At 70.4% G+C, this 15,959-nt stretch carries 17 protein-coding genes and 2 pseudogenes; 10 read left to right on the top strand and 9 right to left on the bottom strand.

Features of this window, described 5'->3' with window-relative positions; translation table 11 throughout:
• Nucleotides 1-77: 77 nt before the first annotated feature.
• Complete coding sequence (locus ACR2FV_RS15230) at nucleotides 78-776, top strand: site-specific integrase (RefSeq protein ID WP_434016548.1); 699 nt, start codon at nucleotides 78-80, stop codon at nucleotides 774-776.
• 21 nt (nucleotides 777-797) lie between these two features.
• Here ACR2FV_RS15230 and ACR2FV_RS15225 read toward each other — a convergent pair whose 3' ends face one another.
• On the bottom strand, nucleotides 798-1,529 hold the full coding sequence (locus ACR2FV_RS15225) for an MFS transporter (protein ID WP_434016547.1): 732 nt from the start codon (nucleotides 1,527-1,529) through the stop codon (nucleotides 798-800).
• A 243-nt stretch (nucleotides 1,530-1,772) separates the two neighbouring features.
• Here ACR2FV_RS15225 and ACR2FV_RS15220 point away from each other — a divergent pair, with 243 nt between their 5' ends.
• Both ACR2FV_RS15220 and ACR2FV_RS15215 read left to right on the top strand, forming a co-directional pair.
• On the top strand, nucleotides 1,773-1,955 hold the full coding sequence (locus ACR2FV_RS15220; RefSeq protein WP_434016546.1) for a hypothetical protein: 183 nt from the start codon (nucleotides 1,773-1,775) through the stop codon (nucleotides 1,953-1,955).
• Nucleotides 1,956-2,045: 90 nt separating this feature from the next.
• Nucleotides 2,046-3,257, top strand: a complete 1,212-nt coding sequence (locus ACR2FV_RS15215) for a M20 metallopeptidase family protein (protein ID WP_434016545.1) — start codon at nucleotides 2,046-2,048, stop codon at nucleotides 3,255-3,257.
• 27 nt (nucleotides 3,258-3,284) lie between these two features.
• On the opposite strand, the gene ACR2FV_RS15210 is transcribed toward ACR2FV_RS15215, so the two are convergent.
• Nucleotides 3,285-4,652 (bottom strand): cryptochrome/photolyase family protein, encoded by a 1,368-nt coding sequence (locus ACR2FV_RS15210; RefSeq protein ID WP_434016544.1) that lies wholly within the window; start codon nucleotides 4,650-4,652, stop codon nucleotides 3,285-3,287.
• 125 nt (nucleotides 4,653-4,777) lie between these two features.
• Here ACR2FV_RS15210 and gndA point away from each other — a divergent pair, with 125 nt between their 5' ends.
• Nucleotides 4,778-6,217 carry an NADP-dependent phosphogluconate dehydrogenase gene (gene gndA / locus ACR2FV_RS15205; protein ID WP_434016543.1) on the top strand — a complete coding sequence of 480 codons (1,440 nt, stop codon included), beginning with the start codon at nucleotides 4,778-4,780 and terminating at the stop codon, nucleotides 6,215-6,217.
• A gap of 109 nt (nucleotides 6,218-6,326) precedes the next feature.
• Here gndA and ACR2FV_RS15200 read toward each other — a convergent pair.
• From ACR2FV_RS15200 to ACR2FV_RS15190, 3 genes and pseudogenes are all read right to left on the bottom strand, one after another.
• Nucleotides 6,327-6,709, bottom strand: a pseudogene (locus ACR2FV_RS15200) (DUF5990 family protein).
• A 72-nt stretch (nucleotides 6,710-6,781) separates the two neighbouring features.
• Nucleotides 6,782-6,967, bottom strand: a complete 186-nt coding sequence (locus ACR2FV_RS15195; protein WP_434016542.1) for a hypothetical protein — start codon at nucleotides 6,965-6,967, stop codon at nucleotides 6,782-6,784.
• A 176-nt stretch (nucleotides 6,968-7,143) separates the two neighbouring features.
• Nucleotides 7,144-8,118: an FGGY family carbohydrate kinase gene (locus ACR2FV_RS15190; protein ID WP_434016541.1), complete on the bottom strand. Its 975-nt coding sequence runs from the start codon at nucleotides 8,116-8,118 to the stop codon at nucleotides 7,144-7,146.
• A 272-nt stretch (nucleotides 8,119-8,390) separates the two neighbouring features.
• Here ACR2FV_RS15190 and ACR2FV_RS15185 point away from each other — a divergent pair, with 272 nt between their 5' ends.
• Together ACR2FV_RS15185 and ACR2FV_RS15180 are read left to right on the top strand one after the other, a co-directional pair.
• The gene (locus ACR2FV_RS15185) at nucleotides 8,391-8,627 is read left to right on the top strand and encodes an AbrB/MazE/SpoVT family DNA-binding domain-containing protein (RefSeq protein ID WP_434016540.1); all 237 of its coding nucleotides are present in this window, start codon (nucleotides 8,391-8,393) and stop codon (nucleotides 8,625-8,627) included.
• Nucleotides 8,624-9,037, top strand: a complete 414-nt coding sequence (locus ACR2FV_RS15180) for a PIN domain-containing protein (protein WP_434016539.1) — start codon at nucleotides 8,624-8,626, stop codon at nucleotides 9,035-9,037. Before ACR2FV_RS15185 ends, ACR2FV_RS15180 begins: the two co-directional genes overlap by 4 nt.
• Nucleotides 9,038-9,060: 23 nt before the next feature.
• Here ACR2FV_RS15180 and ACR2FV_RS15175 read toward each other — a convergent pair whose 3' ends face one another.
• Genes ACR2FV_RS15175 through ACR2FV_RS15165 form a run of 3 tightly spaced genes read right to left on the bottom strand, consistent with a single transcriptional unit; the run spans nucleotide 9,061 to nucleotide 12,079 of the window.
• Nucleotides 9,061-10,050, bottom strand: a complete 990-nt coding sequence (locus tag ACR2FV_RS15175) for a type I phosphomannose isomerase catalytic subunit (protein WP_434016538.1) — start codon at nucleotides 10,048-10,050, stop codon at nucleotides 9,061-9,063.
• The gene (locus tag ACR2FV_RS15170) at nucleotides 10,047-10,991 is read right to left on the bottom strand and encodes an ROK family protein (RefSeq protein ID WP_434016537.1); all 945 of its coding nucleotides are present in this window, start codon (nucleotides 10,989-10,991) and stop codon (nucleotides 10,047-10,049) included. Before ACR2FV_RS15170 ends, ACR2FV_RS15175 begins: the two co-directional genes overlap by 4 nt.
• Nucleotides 10,988-12,079, bottom strand: coding sequence for a hypothetical protein (locus ACR2FV_RS15165; protein ID WP_434016536.1), 1,092 nt, complete (start codon nucleotides 12,077-12,079; stop codon nucleotides 10,988-10,990). Before ACR2FV_RS15165 ends, ACR2FV_RS15170 begins: the two co-directional genes overlap by 4 nt.
• 607 nt (nucleotides 12,080-12,686) lie before the next feature.
• Here ACR2FV_RS15165 and ACR2FV_RS15160 point away from each other — a divergent pair.
• The 4 genes and pseudogenes from ACR2FV_RS15160 (at nucleotide 12,687) to ACR2FV_RS15145 (ending at nucleotide 15,352) form a co-directional block, all read left to right on the top strand.
• Nucleotides 12,687-13,400 (top strand): substrate-binding domain-containing protein, encoded by a 714-nt coding sequence (locus tag ACR2FV_RS15160; protein WP_434016535.1) that lies wholly within the window; start codon nucleotides 12,687-12,689, stop codon nucleotides 13,398-13,400.
• Nucleotides 13,397-14,122, top strand: a pseudogene (locus tag ACR2FV_RS15155) (sulfatase-like hydrolase/transferase); the annotation flags it as partial. The gene ACR2FV_RS15160 and the pseudogene ACR2FV_RS15155, both read left to right, overlap by 4 nt.
• On the top strand, nucleotides 14,059-14,826 hold the full coding sequence (locus ACR2FV_RS15150; protein ID WP_434016534.1) for a sulfatase family protein: 768 nt from the start codon (nucleotides 14,059-14,061) through the stop codon (nucleotides 14,824-14,826). The pseudogene ACR2FV_RS15155 and the gene ACR2FV_RS15150, both read left to right, overlap by 64 nt.
• Before the next feature lie 85 nt (nucleotides 14,827-14,911).
• Nucleotides 14,912-15,352 carry an SRPBCC family protein gene (locus tag ACR2FV_RS15145; RefSeq protein WP_434016533.1) on the top strand — a complete coding sequence of 147 codons (441 nt, stop codon included), beginning with the start codon at nucleotides 14,912-14,914 and terminating at the stop codon, nucleotides 15,350-15,352.
• A gap of 94 nt (nucleotides 15,353-15,446) precedes the next feature.
• On the opposite strand, the gene ACR2FV_RS15140 is transcribed toward ACR2FV_RS15145, so the two are convergent.
• On the bottom strand, nucleotides 15,447-15,920 hold the full coding sequence (locus ACR2FV_RS15140) for a hypothetical protein (protein ID WP_434016532.1): 474 nt from the start codon (nucleotides 15,918-15,920) through the stop codon (nucleotides 15,447-15,449).
• Between the last annotated feature and the right edge of the window lie 39 nt (nucleotides 15,921-15,959).

The raw sequence follows: 15,959 nt of genomic DNA, 5'->3' as shown, positions 1-15,959 counted from the left end.
CGGTGAAGCCGTCCCACGTCAAGGCGTGAACAGCGAAGCTGCGGGCGGAGGGACGCGCCGACTCCTACGTGTACGCGTTGCACAGCAGGCTGTCTCAGGTGATGGGCGACGCGGTGCACGACGGGATCATCCCTCGCAACCCGTGCTCACGACGGACGTCACCGGGCCAGGGCGGGCAGCGGCCCTACGTGGCGACCACAGAGCAGGTGTGGGCGCGCCACGACGTCTTCCCGGAGCACCTGCGGGCTGCTGTGCTGCTCGGTGCGTTCGTCGGCCTGCGGACCGCTGAGGCGGCTGCTCTGCGGCCGGGTGACGTGGACTTCATGCGAGGCATCGTGTCGCCCGTGATCCAGTACCCGGACCGACAGCTCAAGTCGGAGACCTCGCGGACCCCGGTCCCGATCCCGCAGGAGTTGGCGCTCATGCTGTCGGCCGCGGTGGCACAGGGTGAGGGGCGCACAGTCGTCACGGACGAGATCGGCCGGGAGTCTTCGCCGTGGGCCATCGAGCGGGCCATGCGGGCGGGCAGGGGGAAGGTGCCGGGTCGGCCCGAGGGGTTCCGTTTCCACGACCTGCGGCACTACTACGCCTCGCTGCTGATCGCGTCGGGGCTCGACGTGAAGGTCGTGCAGGCGCGCCTGCGGCACGCCTCGGCCATGACGACGCTCAACACCTACGGGCACCTGTGGCCGGACGCGGATGAGTCCGCGCGGGCTGCCGTGTCGGTCGTGATGGCTGCTCGTGCGGACTCGTTGCGGACTCGGGAGGCGCTATGACGCTCTGACCTGCTACTTTACCTACAGGTCGTTGTACATCGCGAACATCCCGCCGAAGCCGATGGCCCCCACCGCCAGGGTGAGCCAGACCTGCACGCTGGTGAAGGCACGCAGCTCCCGGCGCCAGGACTGGTCGGGGTCGGCCGGGGTGATCGGCACCCAGGCCCGGATCAGCAGCACCGTGAGCACACCGAGCACCGCGACGGTCCAGTATGCGGTGCGCCAGCCGACCGCCTGCCCGACCCAGGTCGCCGTCGGCACCCCCACGATCATGGCGATCGGGATGCCCAGCATGATCGTGCCGACCGCACGACCCTTGCGCCCGGGCGGGGCCAGACTGACCGCGACCAGGGAGGCCAGGCCGAAGAACGCGCCGTGCGGCAGCCCGGCCAGGAAGCGGGCGGCCATCAGGGTGCCGTAGCCCGGGGCCAGGGCCGCCAGCGTGTTGCCCACCGCGAAGACCGCCATCAGCGCGAGCAGCAACGCCCGGCGTGGCAGTCGGGCGCCCGCGGTCGCGATGAGCGGTACCCCGATGACCACGCCGAGGGCATATGCGGAGATGGTGTGACCCGCCGTGGGGATGCTGACCCCGACCCCGTCGGCGATCTGGGGCAGCAGGCCCATCGTGACGAACTCGGTGACGCCGATGGCGAAGCCGCCCGTGATCAGGGCGATCGAGGCGAGCCGAACCGTGCGGGGGTCGACGACTGCGGGCACAGCGGTGCCCGGGGAAGCTTGCGGGGGAGTCGTCATGACGACCCCATTCTCCCACCGTTTGCTCGGGGTTCGAAACGCCGCCCAACCGATTTGCTCGGGGAAGTGCGTCGCGCCTGACCATCTGCTCGGGGTTCTGCGCGGGCGCCCAGGCAACGCCCGACTCAGGGACCGCCCTGAGCCGCCCCTTACCGGACCCCTGGACGCACCCCGAAAGCCCTTCTCATCGACACACCGCCACGACAGCGTGGAGGGGACACCCGACATAGGAGGAGCAGTGACATGTCATCTCGACAGCTTTCCCGGACCGGCCGGTCACGAGGGCCGATCCTGCGGATCGTGCTGGTCCTGGTCCGTCTGGCCGGTCTCGGCACCCTCGGCGGTGCAGCGTGGGCCTGGTCGACCGCAGTGACCCACACCGCCGGCGACATTGACTTCGACCGCGCGCTCGTCGGGGTCACATAGGCACCGAGGCTGGTGTGAGCCTCGTCACACACCTGAGTCTGTCAGAGCTCGGGTGGGCTGGGAAGGGGGCGGCGCGACACAATGCGCGGTATGCCGAGCTCGCTGGACCTGGCCACCACGATGACCGATGACCTGGTCGCGCTCCGTCGTGACCTGCACCGCATACCCGAGATCGGCCTGCACCTGCCGCTGACCCAGCAGCGCATCCTCGGCGAGCTGGGTGACCTCGACCTGGAGATCACCACCGGTGCCGGTCTCAGCTCAGTGGTCGCCGTCCTGCGCGGCAGCAAGGACCCGGAGGCGTCCGACCGGCCCGTGGTGCTGCTGCGCGGTGACATGGATGCTCTCCCGGTGACCGAGGAGGTCGACGTCGACTACGCCTCGCAGCACCCTGGCGCGATGCACGCCTGCGGTCACGACATGCACATGGCCGCGCTGGTCGGGGCGGTCCGCATCCTGCACGCCCGCCGTACGGACCTCGCCGGCGACGTCGTGCTGATGTTCCAGCCCGCCGAGGAGGGGCCCGGCGGCGCGGCGCCGATGCTCGCCGAGGGGCTGCTGGACGTCGCCGGGCGTCGGGTCGATGCGGCATACGCCCTGCACGTCTTCTCCTCCGAGCTCGAGCGGGGGCAGTGGTCCGCCCGGCCCGGGCCGCTGATGGCCGGGGCCGACACCGTGCGCATCGAGGTCCGCGGTCGGGGCGGGCACGGCTCGGCGCCGCACCGGGCGCTGGACCCGGTGCCGGTGCTGTGCGAGATCGTGCTGGCTCTGCAGACCACCGTGACCCGCAGCTTCGACGTCTTCGACCCGGTCGTGCTGACCGTCGGGCGGATCGCCGCAGGGACCAAGGACAACATCATCGGCGACTCGGGCGAGCTCGCGGCGACCCTGCGCACGTTCTCGCCCGAGCAGCACGCCCGTGCCGTGCAGGCGATCGAGAGGGTGGCGCAGGGGGTGGCGAGCGCCCACGGGATGACGGCCACGGTCGGCTTCAGCGAGCGCTACCCGGCGACGATCAACGATGCCGCGGAGTACGACTTCGCCCGGGACGTGACCACCGATCTGTTCGGCGACGTCCGGTATGTCGAGCGCCCCGACCCCGAGATGGGGTCCGAGGACATGTCCTACGTCCTCGAGCAGGTGCCCGGTGCCTACTTCCTGCTCGGTGCCTGTCCGACCGACGACCCCGACAGTGCACCGGACAACCACTCACCGCGGGCCGCCTTCGACGACTCGGTGCTGCCGGACGCGGCGGCGTGGCTGGCCGAGGTGGCGCTGCGTCGCACCGGAAGCTTGGGCTGAGCGCGCACCATCCCGAGCAGAGGGGGGTCAGGAGCGGGCGGCCTCGTAGCGGCGCAGCGCCTCCTCCCGCGCCTCCTTGTGCTCGACGATGCGCTCGGGGTAGCCCTGCGCATACCCGTCGTCGGCGCCCCACGGCTGGTGCGCCGCCTTGCCGGCCAGGTGTCGCAGCTCGGGCAGGTAGCGCCGCACATAGTCACCGCTGGGGTCGAACCTCTCGCCTTGCGTGACCGGGTTGAAGACCCGGAAGTAGGGCGCCGCGTCCGTGCCGGTGCCGGCGACCCACTGCCAGCCGTGGTTGTTGGAGGCGATGTCGCCGTCGCGCAGCTGCTGCATGAAGTGCCGTGCGCCGTGCGGCCACCAGACGTGCAGGTGCTTGACCAGGAAGCTCGCGGTCACCATGCGCAGTCGGTTGTGCATCCATCCTTCGGCGAGCAGCTGACGCATCCCGGCGTCGACGAACGGGTAGCCGGTGCGCCCCTCGCGCCAGGCCTGCATCGCCTGGGCCACACCGTCGTCGGTTTCGGGGTCGTCGTAGCTCATCCCTCGCAGCGCCGGCTTGAGGTCCGACCAGGCGGAGGCCGGCTGCTGCCAGAGGACATCGGCGTAGAACTCGCGCCAGGCCAGCTCGGTCGCGAAGGTGTGCGCGCCCTTGTCGCGCCGGCCGCGTAGGTCGGCCAGCAGGGTGCGTGGGTGGATGGTGCCGTACTTCAGGTGCACCGACATCTGGCTGGTCCGGTCGTGGTCGGCCCGGTCGCGCTCCTCGTCGTATGCCGTCACATCGTCGCCCAGGAACGCCTCCCACCGCTGGTGGGCCGCCTCCTCCCCCACCTCCGGCAGCTGCACGTCGCCGAGGTCGGGACGGTCGGGCATGCCCTCGGACTCGGCCTGCCGGTGCCACCGCAGGTCCTTCGGCACCGGTGCCGGGTCGGGCCAGCCGTGCTCGCGCCAGGCCCGGGAGAACGGCGTGAATACCTGGTAAGGGTCTCCCGAGCCGTTGCGGATCGTGCCCGGCCCCACGGCATACGCGCAGCCCGTCGCGACCAGCGGGACGCCCTCGGGCAGTGCCTCGCGCACCGCGGCGTCCCGGCGCCGGCCGAACGGCGTGGACTCGGCCGAGATGTGCACGCTGCTGGCACCGATCTCCCGCACCAGATCCGGCACGACCTGCTCGGGGTCGCCGGTCCGCAGCACGATCGCCCCGTCATACGCCTGTTGTGCCGACTCCAGCGCCGAGAGCAGACAGTGGGTGCGCACCGCCGACTCCTCCAGCAAGCGGGGGTCGAGCACGAAAACGGGCAGCACCCGGCCGCCGTCGGCCGCGTCGTGGGCGGCGCCGAGCGCGGGCAGGTCATCCAGCCGCAGGTCACGGCGCAGCCAGAGCAAGGTGGTCGGCATCGTCCCAGCGTACGGCGGACCACACCCGCTCACCTGGACAACGTGCCGCCACCGGCGTTGGTGATCTCACGGCATACCGGGCAGGATCGACGCACGCACGCCACCAGATCCCAGAGGAGTCCTCGATGAGCAACGACACCGCACGCGCCCAGGTCGGCGTGATCGGCCTGGCCGTGATGGGCAGCAACCTGGCCCGCAACTTCGCGAGCCACGGTCACACCGTCGCGCTCTACAACCGGACCACAGCGAAGACGACCGAGATGATGGAGGAGTTCGGCGACACCGGCGACTTCGTCGCCTCGGAGGCCCTCAAGGACTTCGTCGCCAGCCTGGAGAAGCCGCGCCGCGTCATCATCATGGTCAAGGCCGGGCCGGGCACCGACGCCGTCATCGACGAGCTCACCGACCTGTTGGAGCCCGGTGACATCATCGTTGACGGGGGCAACGCGCACTTCGAGGACACCCGGCGCCGGGAGGCCGCGCTGCGGGAGCACGACCTGCACTTCGTCGGCGCCGGCATCTCCGGTGGTGAGGTCGGCGCCCTGGAGGGGCCGAGCATCATGCCCGGGGGCAGCCCGGAGGCCTACGAGGCGCTCGGTCCCTACCTGGAGGACATCTCGGCCAAGGTCGACGACGAGCCGTGCTGCGCCTACATGGGCCCGGACGGCGCCGGGCACTTCGTCAAGATGGTGCACAACGGCATCGAGTATGCCGACATGCAGTTCATCGCCGAGGCCTACGACGTGCTGACCGCGGCCGGGCTGTCGGCCAGCGAGGTCTCCGGCGTCTTCCGGGAGTGGAACACCGGCGACCTGGACTCCTACCTGATCGAGATCACCTCCGAGGTGCTCGACCAGGTCGATCAGGCCACCGGCAAGCCGCTGGTCGAGGTGATCCGCGACGCGGCCGAGCAGAAGGGCACCGGCCGGTGGACCGTGCAGACCGCGCTGGAGCTCGGCGTGCCGGTCAACACCATCGCCGAGTCGGTCTTCGCCCGGTCGACCTCCGGGCACACCGGGCTGCGCGAGACAGCGCAGGCAGCGCTGAGCGGTCCGGCCCGGACGCTGTCCGTCGAGGACCGCAGGCAGCTCATCGACGCGGTGCGGGCGGCGCTGTGGTCCTCCAAGGTGGTCGCATACGCCCAGGGTCTGGACATGATCCGCACGGCGAGCGAGCGCTATGAGTGGGACGTCGACGTCGCCGAGGTCGCCAAGATCTGGCGGGCCGGCTGCATCATCCGGGCGCGGCTGCTGGAGCGTATCCGCAGCGAGTATGCCGAGGGCCAGCTGACCACGCTGCTGGAGGCGGAGTCGATCGCGGCCGAGCTCGGCGAGGCCCAGGACGCCTGGCGCCAGGTCGTCGGCCTCGCCACCACGGCCGGGGTGCCGGTCCCCGGGTTCAGCGCAGCACTTGCCTACTACGACACGGTGCGGGCACCGCACCTGCCGGCCGCCTTGGTGCAGGGGCTGCGTGACTTCTTCGGCGCCCACACCTACGAGCGCACCGACCGCGACGGCTCGTTCCACACGCAGTGGTCCGGCGACCGGAGCGAGATCGAGGCCTGAGGTCGGCCGACGCACGACCTCGCGCACATTGCGCGGCCGCCGGAGACCGCGCGATGTGCACAATCCCGCGCAGTTCGGCGAGACGGGTCGACTCCATCCGTGGACGACGTCAGATGAGGCGGATGGCGGGCGGACGCAGACGCGCGCACCGAGGCAGGCCGCGGTCGTCGGTGAGATCAACCTCAACCATGACATCCTCGGCACCTTCGGGCAGGTCTGCGAGCATGAGCTTGGCGCGCATGACCATGGTGAAGGTCTCGTCGGTGTGGGTGCCCAGGTGAGGTAGACGAAGCGAGCCCCCTTGACGCCGTGCACGGCGGGGCCGTGGAAGTCGGCCTTGTCGGTGCGAATGTCCGTGACCCACTCGGCTCGCGTCGCATCTCCGGGAGCGAGGCCAGAGGCCACCCGGCCGACCTGTAGGCCGACGTGCACGTCGTCGTAGGGACCGCAGCGGCGCCCGGGGAGGTGGTGGCCGCGAATGACCAGGCGCATGCACCGAGCGTAGACCCGATCGTGCACATTGCGCCTCGATCAGCCCGTGTGCCTGCCAACCGTCGCGGGGGCTCAGCCCAGCCCGTCGGCGATGCGGCAGAACATCGGGTCGGTGAAGCCGGGCAGATCCCGGAACACCGCAGCCACCTCCGCATACCGTCGCTGCGCCTCCGGATCCGGCGTGAAGGTGCGGCCCTGGCGCACCATCGCGCCGAACGCGGTCTCCCAGTCGGGATGCACCCCTGCCGACGGCGGCACACACGGCCGTTCCCAAACCCGCGGCGTCCGGCATACCCGCTCTGATCGCCGGCCGGCCCCAGGAGTCGGCGACGATCTGCATCATCAAGTCCGACCAGGCGCCCCGCCCGAGACGATGACCTCGAGATGTGGCGTCGACAGCGCCTGCGCCATCGCCTCGGCATGCCCAAGCATGGTCAGCGCGATGCCCTCCAGCACCGAGCGGTAGAGGTGGTGCGGGCCTCCAGCCAGTCCAGCGTCGCCATCGGCTCGACCCCCGTCGCCGCCGAGCCGACCAGGTCGCGCAACCACGACACCGTCGACATCCCCCGCCGGATGCCGCCGCTCTCGTAGAGGTAACGCCCTGGCACCGCCGCGTCATTGACCCAGACGCGCGCCTCGCCCGCATCCGGATCGGTGCCCGGAGTCATCGACGCGATGTAGGTGCCCAGCGACAGCAGCAGCGCCGGCGGCGCCAACAGGCCGGCACCGAGCGCCTCGACCGCCTTGTCGTTGGCGGTGGCGTGCACCGGGCAGCCCTCCGCCAGGCCGGTGGCGGCGGCCGCCTCCGTCGTCACCGATCCCAGCCGCTCACCGGGGTCGACCAGGTCGGGCAGCAGGCGCCTCGGCATACCGGTCCGCTGCTCCTGCGCCGGATCGCTGGACCAGTCCCGCGTGGCCCGGTCGATCGGCCACATGCCCTGGTAGGTCGCGGCATTGTCCCGGCGTTCGCCGGTGAGCCGCATCGTCAGATAGCCCGCCGCGCTGGCCACCGTCGCCACCGACGGCGCCGGATCGGCCAGCGGCCGGCCCACCCGTGCGTCCATCCAGCTCAGCACCGGCTCGGTCAGCCGGCCGTGGCCATCGAGCAGAGCGCGGCAGTAGCGGATGCTGCACAGCCCGATCGCCGTGATGTCCGCGGGCGTGCCGGCGAAGGCGTCGAGCGCCTCCCGGATCGCCACGACAAGGGAGTCCCACAGGTCGTCACCAGGGTGCACGGCATACCCGTCCGGTCCGAGCTCGTAGGGCCGCAGCGCCGTCCGTCCGGTGGCGTGCACCGCGCCGGTCTCGTCGATCACCGACACCTTGGTGCTCTGCGAACCGCCGTCGATCGCCAGCAGGTATGCGGTCGCGCCCGTCGCAGCCTGCCACCAGGCGGCCCGTCGTGCCACCGTCCTCCGCCAGGGCCGGCACCAGGACGTCGGCCCCGGCTCGAGCCAACGCCACCGTGAACGCCCGCCCGAGCCCGATGTTGCCTCCGGTCACGATAGCCCGCTTGCCGCGCAGGGAGAACGCGTCGAGGCTGAAATCATCGATGGGCATCAGCCCACCTCGACCGAGACCCTCGGGGCGAGCACGTCATCGAGCACACCCTCACGCTATCCGCCCGCCCGCAGTCGCCGGCAAGACCCGCTACTGGGAAGACGTTGGTAGGCTTCTCCCTATGAGATCGACCGTCGACTCCGTAGGCAGAGTGGTGCTGCCCAAGCCACTACGGGACGCCCTGGGCATCACGGCCGGGTCCACCGTCGACATCTCGCGCTACGGCGCGGGTCTGCAGGTCACCGTCGGTGGGCGGACCGCCCGGCTGGTCGAGGAGGATGGCGTCCTGGTGGCCACGAGCGAGACCGAGATCGACGACGAGACGGTCTTCGCTCTCATTGACGCCGGACGTCGGTGAGCGCTCCGCTCGCGCTCGACACGAGCGTCGCCATACCGCTGCTGCTGACATCCCACGCCGCGCACGGCAGGGTCAGCCAGTGGTGGGCTGGACGCCGGGTCGCGCTGTGCGGGCACGCCCTCGTCGAGACGTACTCGGTCCTGACCCGCCTCCCGGGTGACGCACGGCTGTCCGGACCCGACGCTGCACGTCTCATCGCTGCTCGCTGCGAGCCCGCCCTGGTCCCCGATCAGGCCTCCTACGTGCGGCTTCCGGACCTGTTGGCCGACGTCGAGGTGGTCGGCGGCGCGGTCTACGACGCCCTCGTCGCCCTCGCGGCCGTGGCCAACGACGCCGTCCTGGCCTCGCGCGACAGCCGCGCCCAGGCGACCTACGAGCGGGTGGGTGCCAGGGTCGAGATGGTGGGCTGACCGCGTTTGCGGCCGCGGTGAGGTCAACGATGCAGGTCGATCTCCACCCAGCTGGTGGTATGCCGTGATTCGAGCGTCCCCGACCACGCTGCAGGCAGCACGACCACTCCGCCAGGTGCGATGAGGCGACCGTCCGGCATACCGACCTCGCCGGTGAGCACGATGATGGTCCGGGGGCTGGGCCGCGCCGCGACGCTCACCTGCTCAACATCGAGCCCCCTCGCTGGGACCCGCCGGACGGTGAACGCCTCGGAGCGCACGACCACACCGTCGTCGCCGCGCACGGCAGGCGGGTCGAGGTTGACCGACCACTCCGCACGAAGGCAGGTCATTGCCTCGTCGCGGTGCAGATCTCGCGGCGCCCGGCCGTACTCCTTGGTCCAGTCGTAGAGCCGGTAGGTCGTGTCCGACGGGGTCTGCGGCTCGGCCACCACCACACCGGCCCCCAAGGAGTGGATCAGCCCCGCGGGCACGTCGTGCACATCGCCGACCCGTGCCGGCACGGTGCGCAGCAGCTCGACCAACGCCGGGGTGCCGAAGGCCCCCTCGACCTGCTCCGGCGTGACCCCTGGTCGCACGCCCAGATAGATCTGCGCGTCGGGTTCGGCCGCGACGACCACCCAGGCTTCGCTCTTGATGTGCGCACCGGGCAGCTCGTCGATGACGGCGGCCGAGGGGTGGACCTGCACCGACAGATGCTGGCCGGCGTCCAGGTGCTTGACCAGCAGCGGGAAACCACCCCAGGACGTCGCGTGCATCTCGCCGAGGAGCTCGACACCGTGGGCCGCCACCAGGTCCCGCAGGGTTCGTCCTGAGCTCTCCGGGCCCAGGACGACGCTGCTGCACAGCGGATCACCTGCGGCGTCACCCGTGCCGCCGAGGTCGGTGACGTCCCAGGACTCCCCGATCAGCGTGTCGTCCGGCAGGTCCCGTCCAAGATCCGCAAGCCGTCGCCCACCCCACGGCTTCTCGACCAGGATCGGCTCGAAGACCAGCGGTCCCAGAGCCCTCACCCCGAGCTCCTTGCCTGGGCGCCGGATCGCTCGTCCGCCGAGGCAGGTGTCGAGGCGAGCAGATCGTCCGCCATCGCGAGCGCTCCCAGCACGCCCGCCTGACCGTCCAGCGCTGGCGGTCGGATGTAGTCGCTGCCCACCTGGGACAGCGGGTGGTCGTCCAGATATCCGGCGACCAGTCGGGCGCTGTGCTCCCGGGTTCGCTCGCGCAGACCCGGCACGGCGCTGATACCGCCACCGAGCACGACGCAGCCCGGCATCAGTCCGTAGGTGATCGCCACGACAAGCTGGGCGAGGTAGTAGCCAGCGAGATCGGCGATCAGGGGGTCCAGCTCCGGGGCGCGCACACCGTGTCGCCCCCATCGTTGCTCCAGCGCCGGGCCCGCGGCCAAGCCTTCCAGGCAGTCGGCGTGAAAGCTGCAGTGACCCGCGAAGGTGTCCCTGGGGTGGCGACGCACGAGCAGATGGCCCAGCTCGGGGTGCCCGCCGCCGTACCCCTGCAAGGTGTGGCCGCCGACGACACCACCGACCCCGACCCCTGTCCCGACCGTGACGTAGACAACTGGGTCGAGCCCCTGTGCCGCTCCCCATCTGACCTCGGCCAGGGCCGAGGCGTTGACGTCAGTGTCGATCGCTACGGGCACCGCGAGGGCGGTGTGCAGCAGATCCTTGATCCGAACCCCGGTCCAGCGTGCCTTCGGGGTGCGCCCGAGCACGCCATGCTGAGGACTCTGCGGGTCCAGATCGACGGGGCCGAAGGTGCCCAGCCCGATGGCCTCGAGATCGTCTCCGGGGACCGTGTCCCTGAGGAACTCAACGATCTGTCCCACTGTCTCCTCCGGGTGGGATGTGGGGATGGTCGTCCGGTGGAGGATGCCACCTCCGCGCTCGGCGACGGCGCAGACGACCTTTGTCCCACCCGTCTCGATCCCGGCGATCACTCGGCTGCTCCGTCGAGGCCGCTCGCACCGGGCCGGTGACGGTCCCCGAGCACCCGAAGGACCGGCGATGTGCTCGACACCGCGGTCAGTCTGTCCTCAGGGACGTCGCCCACCCCGGGCAGGCCGGTCAGGGTGAGACTGATCCTCTCGCCGGGCAGCACGCTCACCATCATCTCGTCAACGTGCGCGGCAGCCGGGTCCAGTCCCAGCTCGTGAGCCGCCCGGTCGGGATAGACGATCAGGTCTCGCAGCAAACTGGCTGCCGCGATGTCCAGCACCATGGCGTCGTCGGTGACCTCTCGCACCGAGACCTCGAAACGAGGAGGAGGCAAGGTCATCCTGGCCTCCTTCACGAAGGGCCACCAAGAGCGACGGCCCTCAGTGTCCTGCACCACCAGCAGCTCTGCGGCTGGGTCGTCCGGCACGACGATCCAATCATCCAACCGCGCGCAGGCAGTCCCCCCTGCGGTCGCGCCCAACTCCACGTCGGCGCCGGCAAGTTCGGTGCCGTGCAGATCAACCCGGCGCACCGTGACCGCGAGGTCCCACTGCTCTGGACTGTCGTTCACCGCGAATACCGCGACGTCTCCCGGACGGGATGCGCCGTCTGCTCCGGCCACGTGTCGGGGTTGCAGTGTCAGCAATCTGTCCGCGAAGCCTCGGCGCAGGGCGTACCAGAGCGGCTTGAGGTGCTCGTCACCGTCGACCGCGGCCCAGGACACGACGGGCCAGCAGTCGTTGAGCTGCCACACGACGACGCCGGCGCACCGTTCGCGACTGCGCAACCACTCGGTGCCGGACTGCTGACTGCGGGCTTGCAGAAGCTGGGTGAGGTAGTGCCAGCCGTCGGGGTCCGCAGCGCCGCCGAAGTTCTCCTCGAGTCCGCGGTTGAGCTTGAGCTCGCCGTCAGCCGCACGGAGGTGGTGTCGCACGCCAGGGTTCGTGAGGTCGAGCGATCCCTGCGGAACAGCCCGACGCAGTGTCGTCCACGCCGGCGGCGCGCACCAACCCATCTCGGAGACGAACGCTGGGTCGACCGCACGGTAGTGCTCGAAGTCGATCTCGTTCCAGACCTCCCACAGGTGCACCGGGCCGCGAGCAGGATCGGAGGGGTCGAGGTCGACGGATCCGGACCAGGGCTGTTGCCGACATACGGTCTTGAGGGGTCCAGGCTGGCCACCACGTCGGGTAGCAGTTCGCCGTAGATCCTCGCCCCCCAGGATCGTCCCTGCAGCTCGGCCTGCCAGCCCCAGCTGTGCCACCCCCAGACGCACTCGTTGCCGCCACACCAGATCACCAGGGACGGGTGGTGGGACAGGTCCGTCACGGCCTGCTCGGCCTCCGCGGTGATCCGGTCGAGCATCTCGGGTGACTCATCGTATGCCGCGCAGGCGGAGAGGAAGTCGTGCCAGACCAGCAGTCCTCGCTCGTCGCATGCCTCGAGGAAGTCATGATTTACGACATACCCGCCGCCCCAGACTCGAAGGAGGTTGGCACCCCCGGCCACGGCCTGGTCGAGCCGGCGCCTGATCCGTTCCGGTGTGACCTCCGCGCTGAACGGATCGTCCGGGATCCAGTTGTAGCCGCGCACCCGCACCTGGCGCCCGTTGACCTGCAGATGCCAGCGCCGGCCGAGTTCGTCCTCAGGCTCCTGGATCTGCACCGTGCGCAGGCCGGTACGTCGCGACTACCCTGTTGCTCTCGGCGACCGCCGACCGCTCGCGACAGGAGGCCCAAGTCGTCGAGGCGGTGCTGGAGCGGCGGGTGCGAGCGCTGCTCCTGGTGCCGGTCTCCCAGGACCACTCCTACCTGGAGGGTGAGCGACAGCTCGGCACGCCCATCGTGGCCGTGGACCGTCCCCTGATCGACGCGCTGAGCGACAGCGTGGTGTTCGCCAACCGGGAGGGAGCACGCAACGGCACCCGTGCGCTCCTCGATGCTGGTCACCGGCGGATCGCGTTCGTCGGGAGCCGACCGACGCTCTACACCCACGGTGAGCGACTCAGCGGCTACCGGGACGCGTTGGTCGAGCGGGGCATCACCCCCGACCCGGCGTTGGAGCGCACCGACGCCCCGGACATCGACTCCGCCGCCCGATCGACGATCTCGCTGCTGCAGCTGAGCGAGCCGCCCCAGGCCATCGTCGCCGGCAACAACCGTGCCGCAATCGGGGTGCTGGAGACCCTGCGCGCACAGCATGCGTCACCGGGCCTGATCGCCTTTGACGACTTCGAGCTCGCTCGGACCTTGGGGATCAGTGTGGTGGCCCACGACGACCTCGAGATGGGGCGCACTGCCGCGTCGATAGCCATTGCTCGCCTGCGCGGGGAGAGTGGCCCGTCCCGCCAGGTCGTCCTTCCGACGCGGCCCATCCTTCGCATGTCGCACCTCAAGGAGGGGTTGCAGTGACGCTCAGCCCTTCTCCGGACCTGCTCATCCTGCATACCGACCAGTGGCGCTGGGACGCGCTGGGGTGCCTCGGCTCACCGGTGCGCACCCCAGCTGTGGACCGGCTCGTGGCGGATGGCGTCCACTTCGACCATGCGGTGGTCCAGTCCCCCGTGTCGATGCCCAGCCGCGTCTCGATGCTGACCGGTCGCTACCCCTCCTCGCTCGGGATCACGTCCATGGGCGTGCCCGTCCCGATCGACGTGCAGACCCTTGCCACGGTGCTTCGCCGACGAGGCTGGCGGACCGCCAACCACGGCAAGCTGCACTTCCAACCCCACGCCAACCGCGACCACACCGGGCCGCACCCCTCCTACGGGTTCGACGTGCTCAAGCTGTGCGACGAACCCGGGGTCTATGAGGACGACTACCGGGCGTGGGTCCGATCCGTGGACCCGGCCGCGGTGGGCTCGATCTCGATCGGGCTGCCCCCCGCTGCAGCACAGTGGCAGTCGATGATGGGACTGGATCCCCGGGTCATGCACCCCGACGACGGCCCGCGCGAGGACTTCGACGGTCCGCACCCCTTCGGGGCCGACGAGTCGCTGGCCCATACAGCGTGGGTGGCGAGCAGCGTCCTGCAGCACCTGGCCGCGCTACCCCTGGACCAGCCGTCGATGTGCATCGCCAACTTCTTCGCCCCGCACCCGCCGTTCTACGTCCCGCAGCGGTTCCTGAACCTCTACGAACGATCCGCTCTGCCCCGCCTGCGCTGGACGATCAAGAGCGGGCTGAACAGCCCAGCACCGAGCTCACCGACTCCCGCCTGCGTGCGATCAAGCACGGGTACTTCGCAGCCCTCAGCGAGTTGGACCATCACATCGGGCGGATCCTGGAGGGTCTGGAGGCACTGGGACGGGCCGACCGGACCATGGTGGTCCTGTTGTCCGACCACGGAGAGTGGCTCGGGGACCACCTGCGTCTGGCCAAGGGCTACCCGGCCGACGACCCGGTGGCCCGGGTCCCCCTCGTGATGCGCTGGCCCGACGGGATCGTCCGACCTGGCCGGCGGGTCAGTGACGTCGTCGAGCTCACCGACGTCATGCCCACGGTCCTGCAGGCCCTGGGCATCCCGGTACCGACGGACGTGCAGGGCCAGTCCTTGTTGTCCGCGCTGCGGGACGAGCCGCTGGACCGGCTCGACATCGCGATCACCGAGCACGAGCGGTGGACGTCGGTGCGCTCCTCAACCCATCACTACCTGGTGCACGAGGACGGCCGAGAGCGCCTCTGGGACATGGTCGAGGACCCCACCGAGCACCGCGAGCTCGGGCAGGACCGGGGTCAGGACCCGGTGGTCCACACGGCCTTGACCCGGCACCGCTGTCTCCTCCTGCAGCGACAGCTCCAGGCCCGACGAGAGCTGCCGAGGACCTACCCTTACTGACTTGCGGCGACTCGCTGCATACCTGCTGGTGAGGCACCCTTAGCACCAAGCCGTCCCTCTGTCTCGCGCGATCCAGGAGCTACCCATGGTGCACGTCACCCGTCAGTTCGCCGTCAACGTCGACCAGGCCGCGGCCATCGACTACTTGAAGGACTTCTCCAACGCGGTCGAGTGGGATCCCGGCACCGTGGCCTGCGAGCGCATCGACGACGGACCGATCCGCGTGGGCTCCCGATGGCACAACACCAGCAAGCTGATCGTGATCAACACCGAGCTGGAGTACGAGCTCACCGAGCTGCGTGACGACGGTCTGGTCTTCGTCGGCACCAACACCACCGCGACGTCCTACGACCGGATCAACGTGATCTCCACCGGTGGCGGCGCCCGGCTGACCTACGACGCCACGGTGACCTTCAACGGCAAGGCGCGGTATACCGATCCGCTGATGACGCTGGTCTTCCTCAAGCTGGCGCGCGACACCGTGCGCGACCTGACCCGGGCCCTGGAGGCCCTCCCCCGCCGCTGAGCCGACCATCGCAGCGTCATACGGATTCTGCGCTCTGGCGCACATTCCGTATGACGTAGGGGCCGGAGGTTGGCAGGTGGGCAGGTGGCACCAGTCAGCGCAGCCACCGGCTCCAGATCACGGCCCAGACGGCGACCGGGACGACGACCGCGGCGGCCGGCGACCCGGCATACAGCGCCCAGAACGCCGCCGCTGCGCCGACGGCCATGCTGATGTCCTCGATGCGAGCGTGCTCCGTCCTCCCCTGGCCGAGCGGCGCGAGGGCGACGGGGGCAGGGCGCCGACCCACATCCCACCACCACCGGCCGGACCGGCGGCCGCCATGTCGCTCGGCGTGCGCCCGCAACAGCCACGCGGCCAGTGGCGCGGTGAGTCCGAAGGTGATCACGAGCAGCACCCCCTGCAGCTCGCTGAACCGGCCCCCTGCACCCATCAGCCCGACCAGGAACAACCCGATCAGCCACAACACCCACCCGGCAGCCAGCACGAACGAGACGGCCTCAGTCAACAGCCGGGGGCCCGCAGCAGCGAGCCGGGCCAGCCACGAGTGCTCGGACGGCTCGGTCATGTCCCCATCGTCCCCCGTCGCGAGGTCTGCGCTACGGCC

Source organism: Ornithinimicrobium sp., from assembly GCF_051004135.1.
GTDB lineage: Bacteria > Actinomycetota > Actinomycetes > Actinomycetales > Dermatophilaceae > Ornithinicoccus.
The sequence above is the reverse complement of the archived record's forward strand: the minus strand, read 5'-3'. Positions and strand labels throughout refer to the sequence as shown.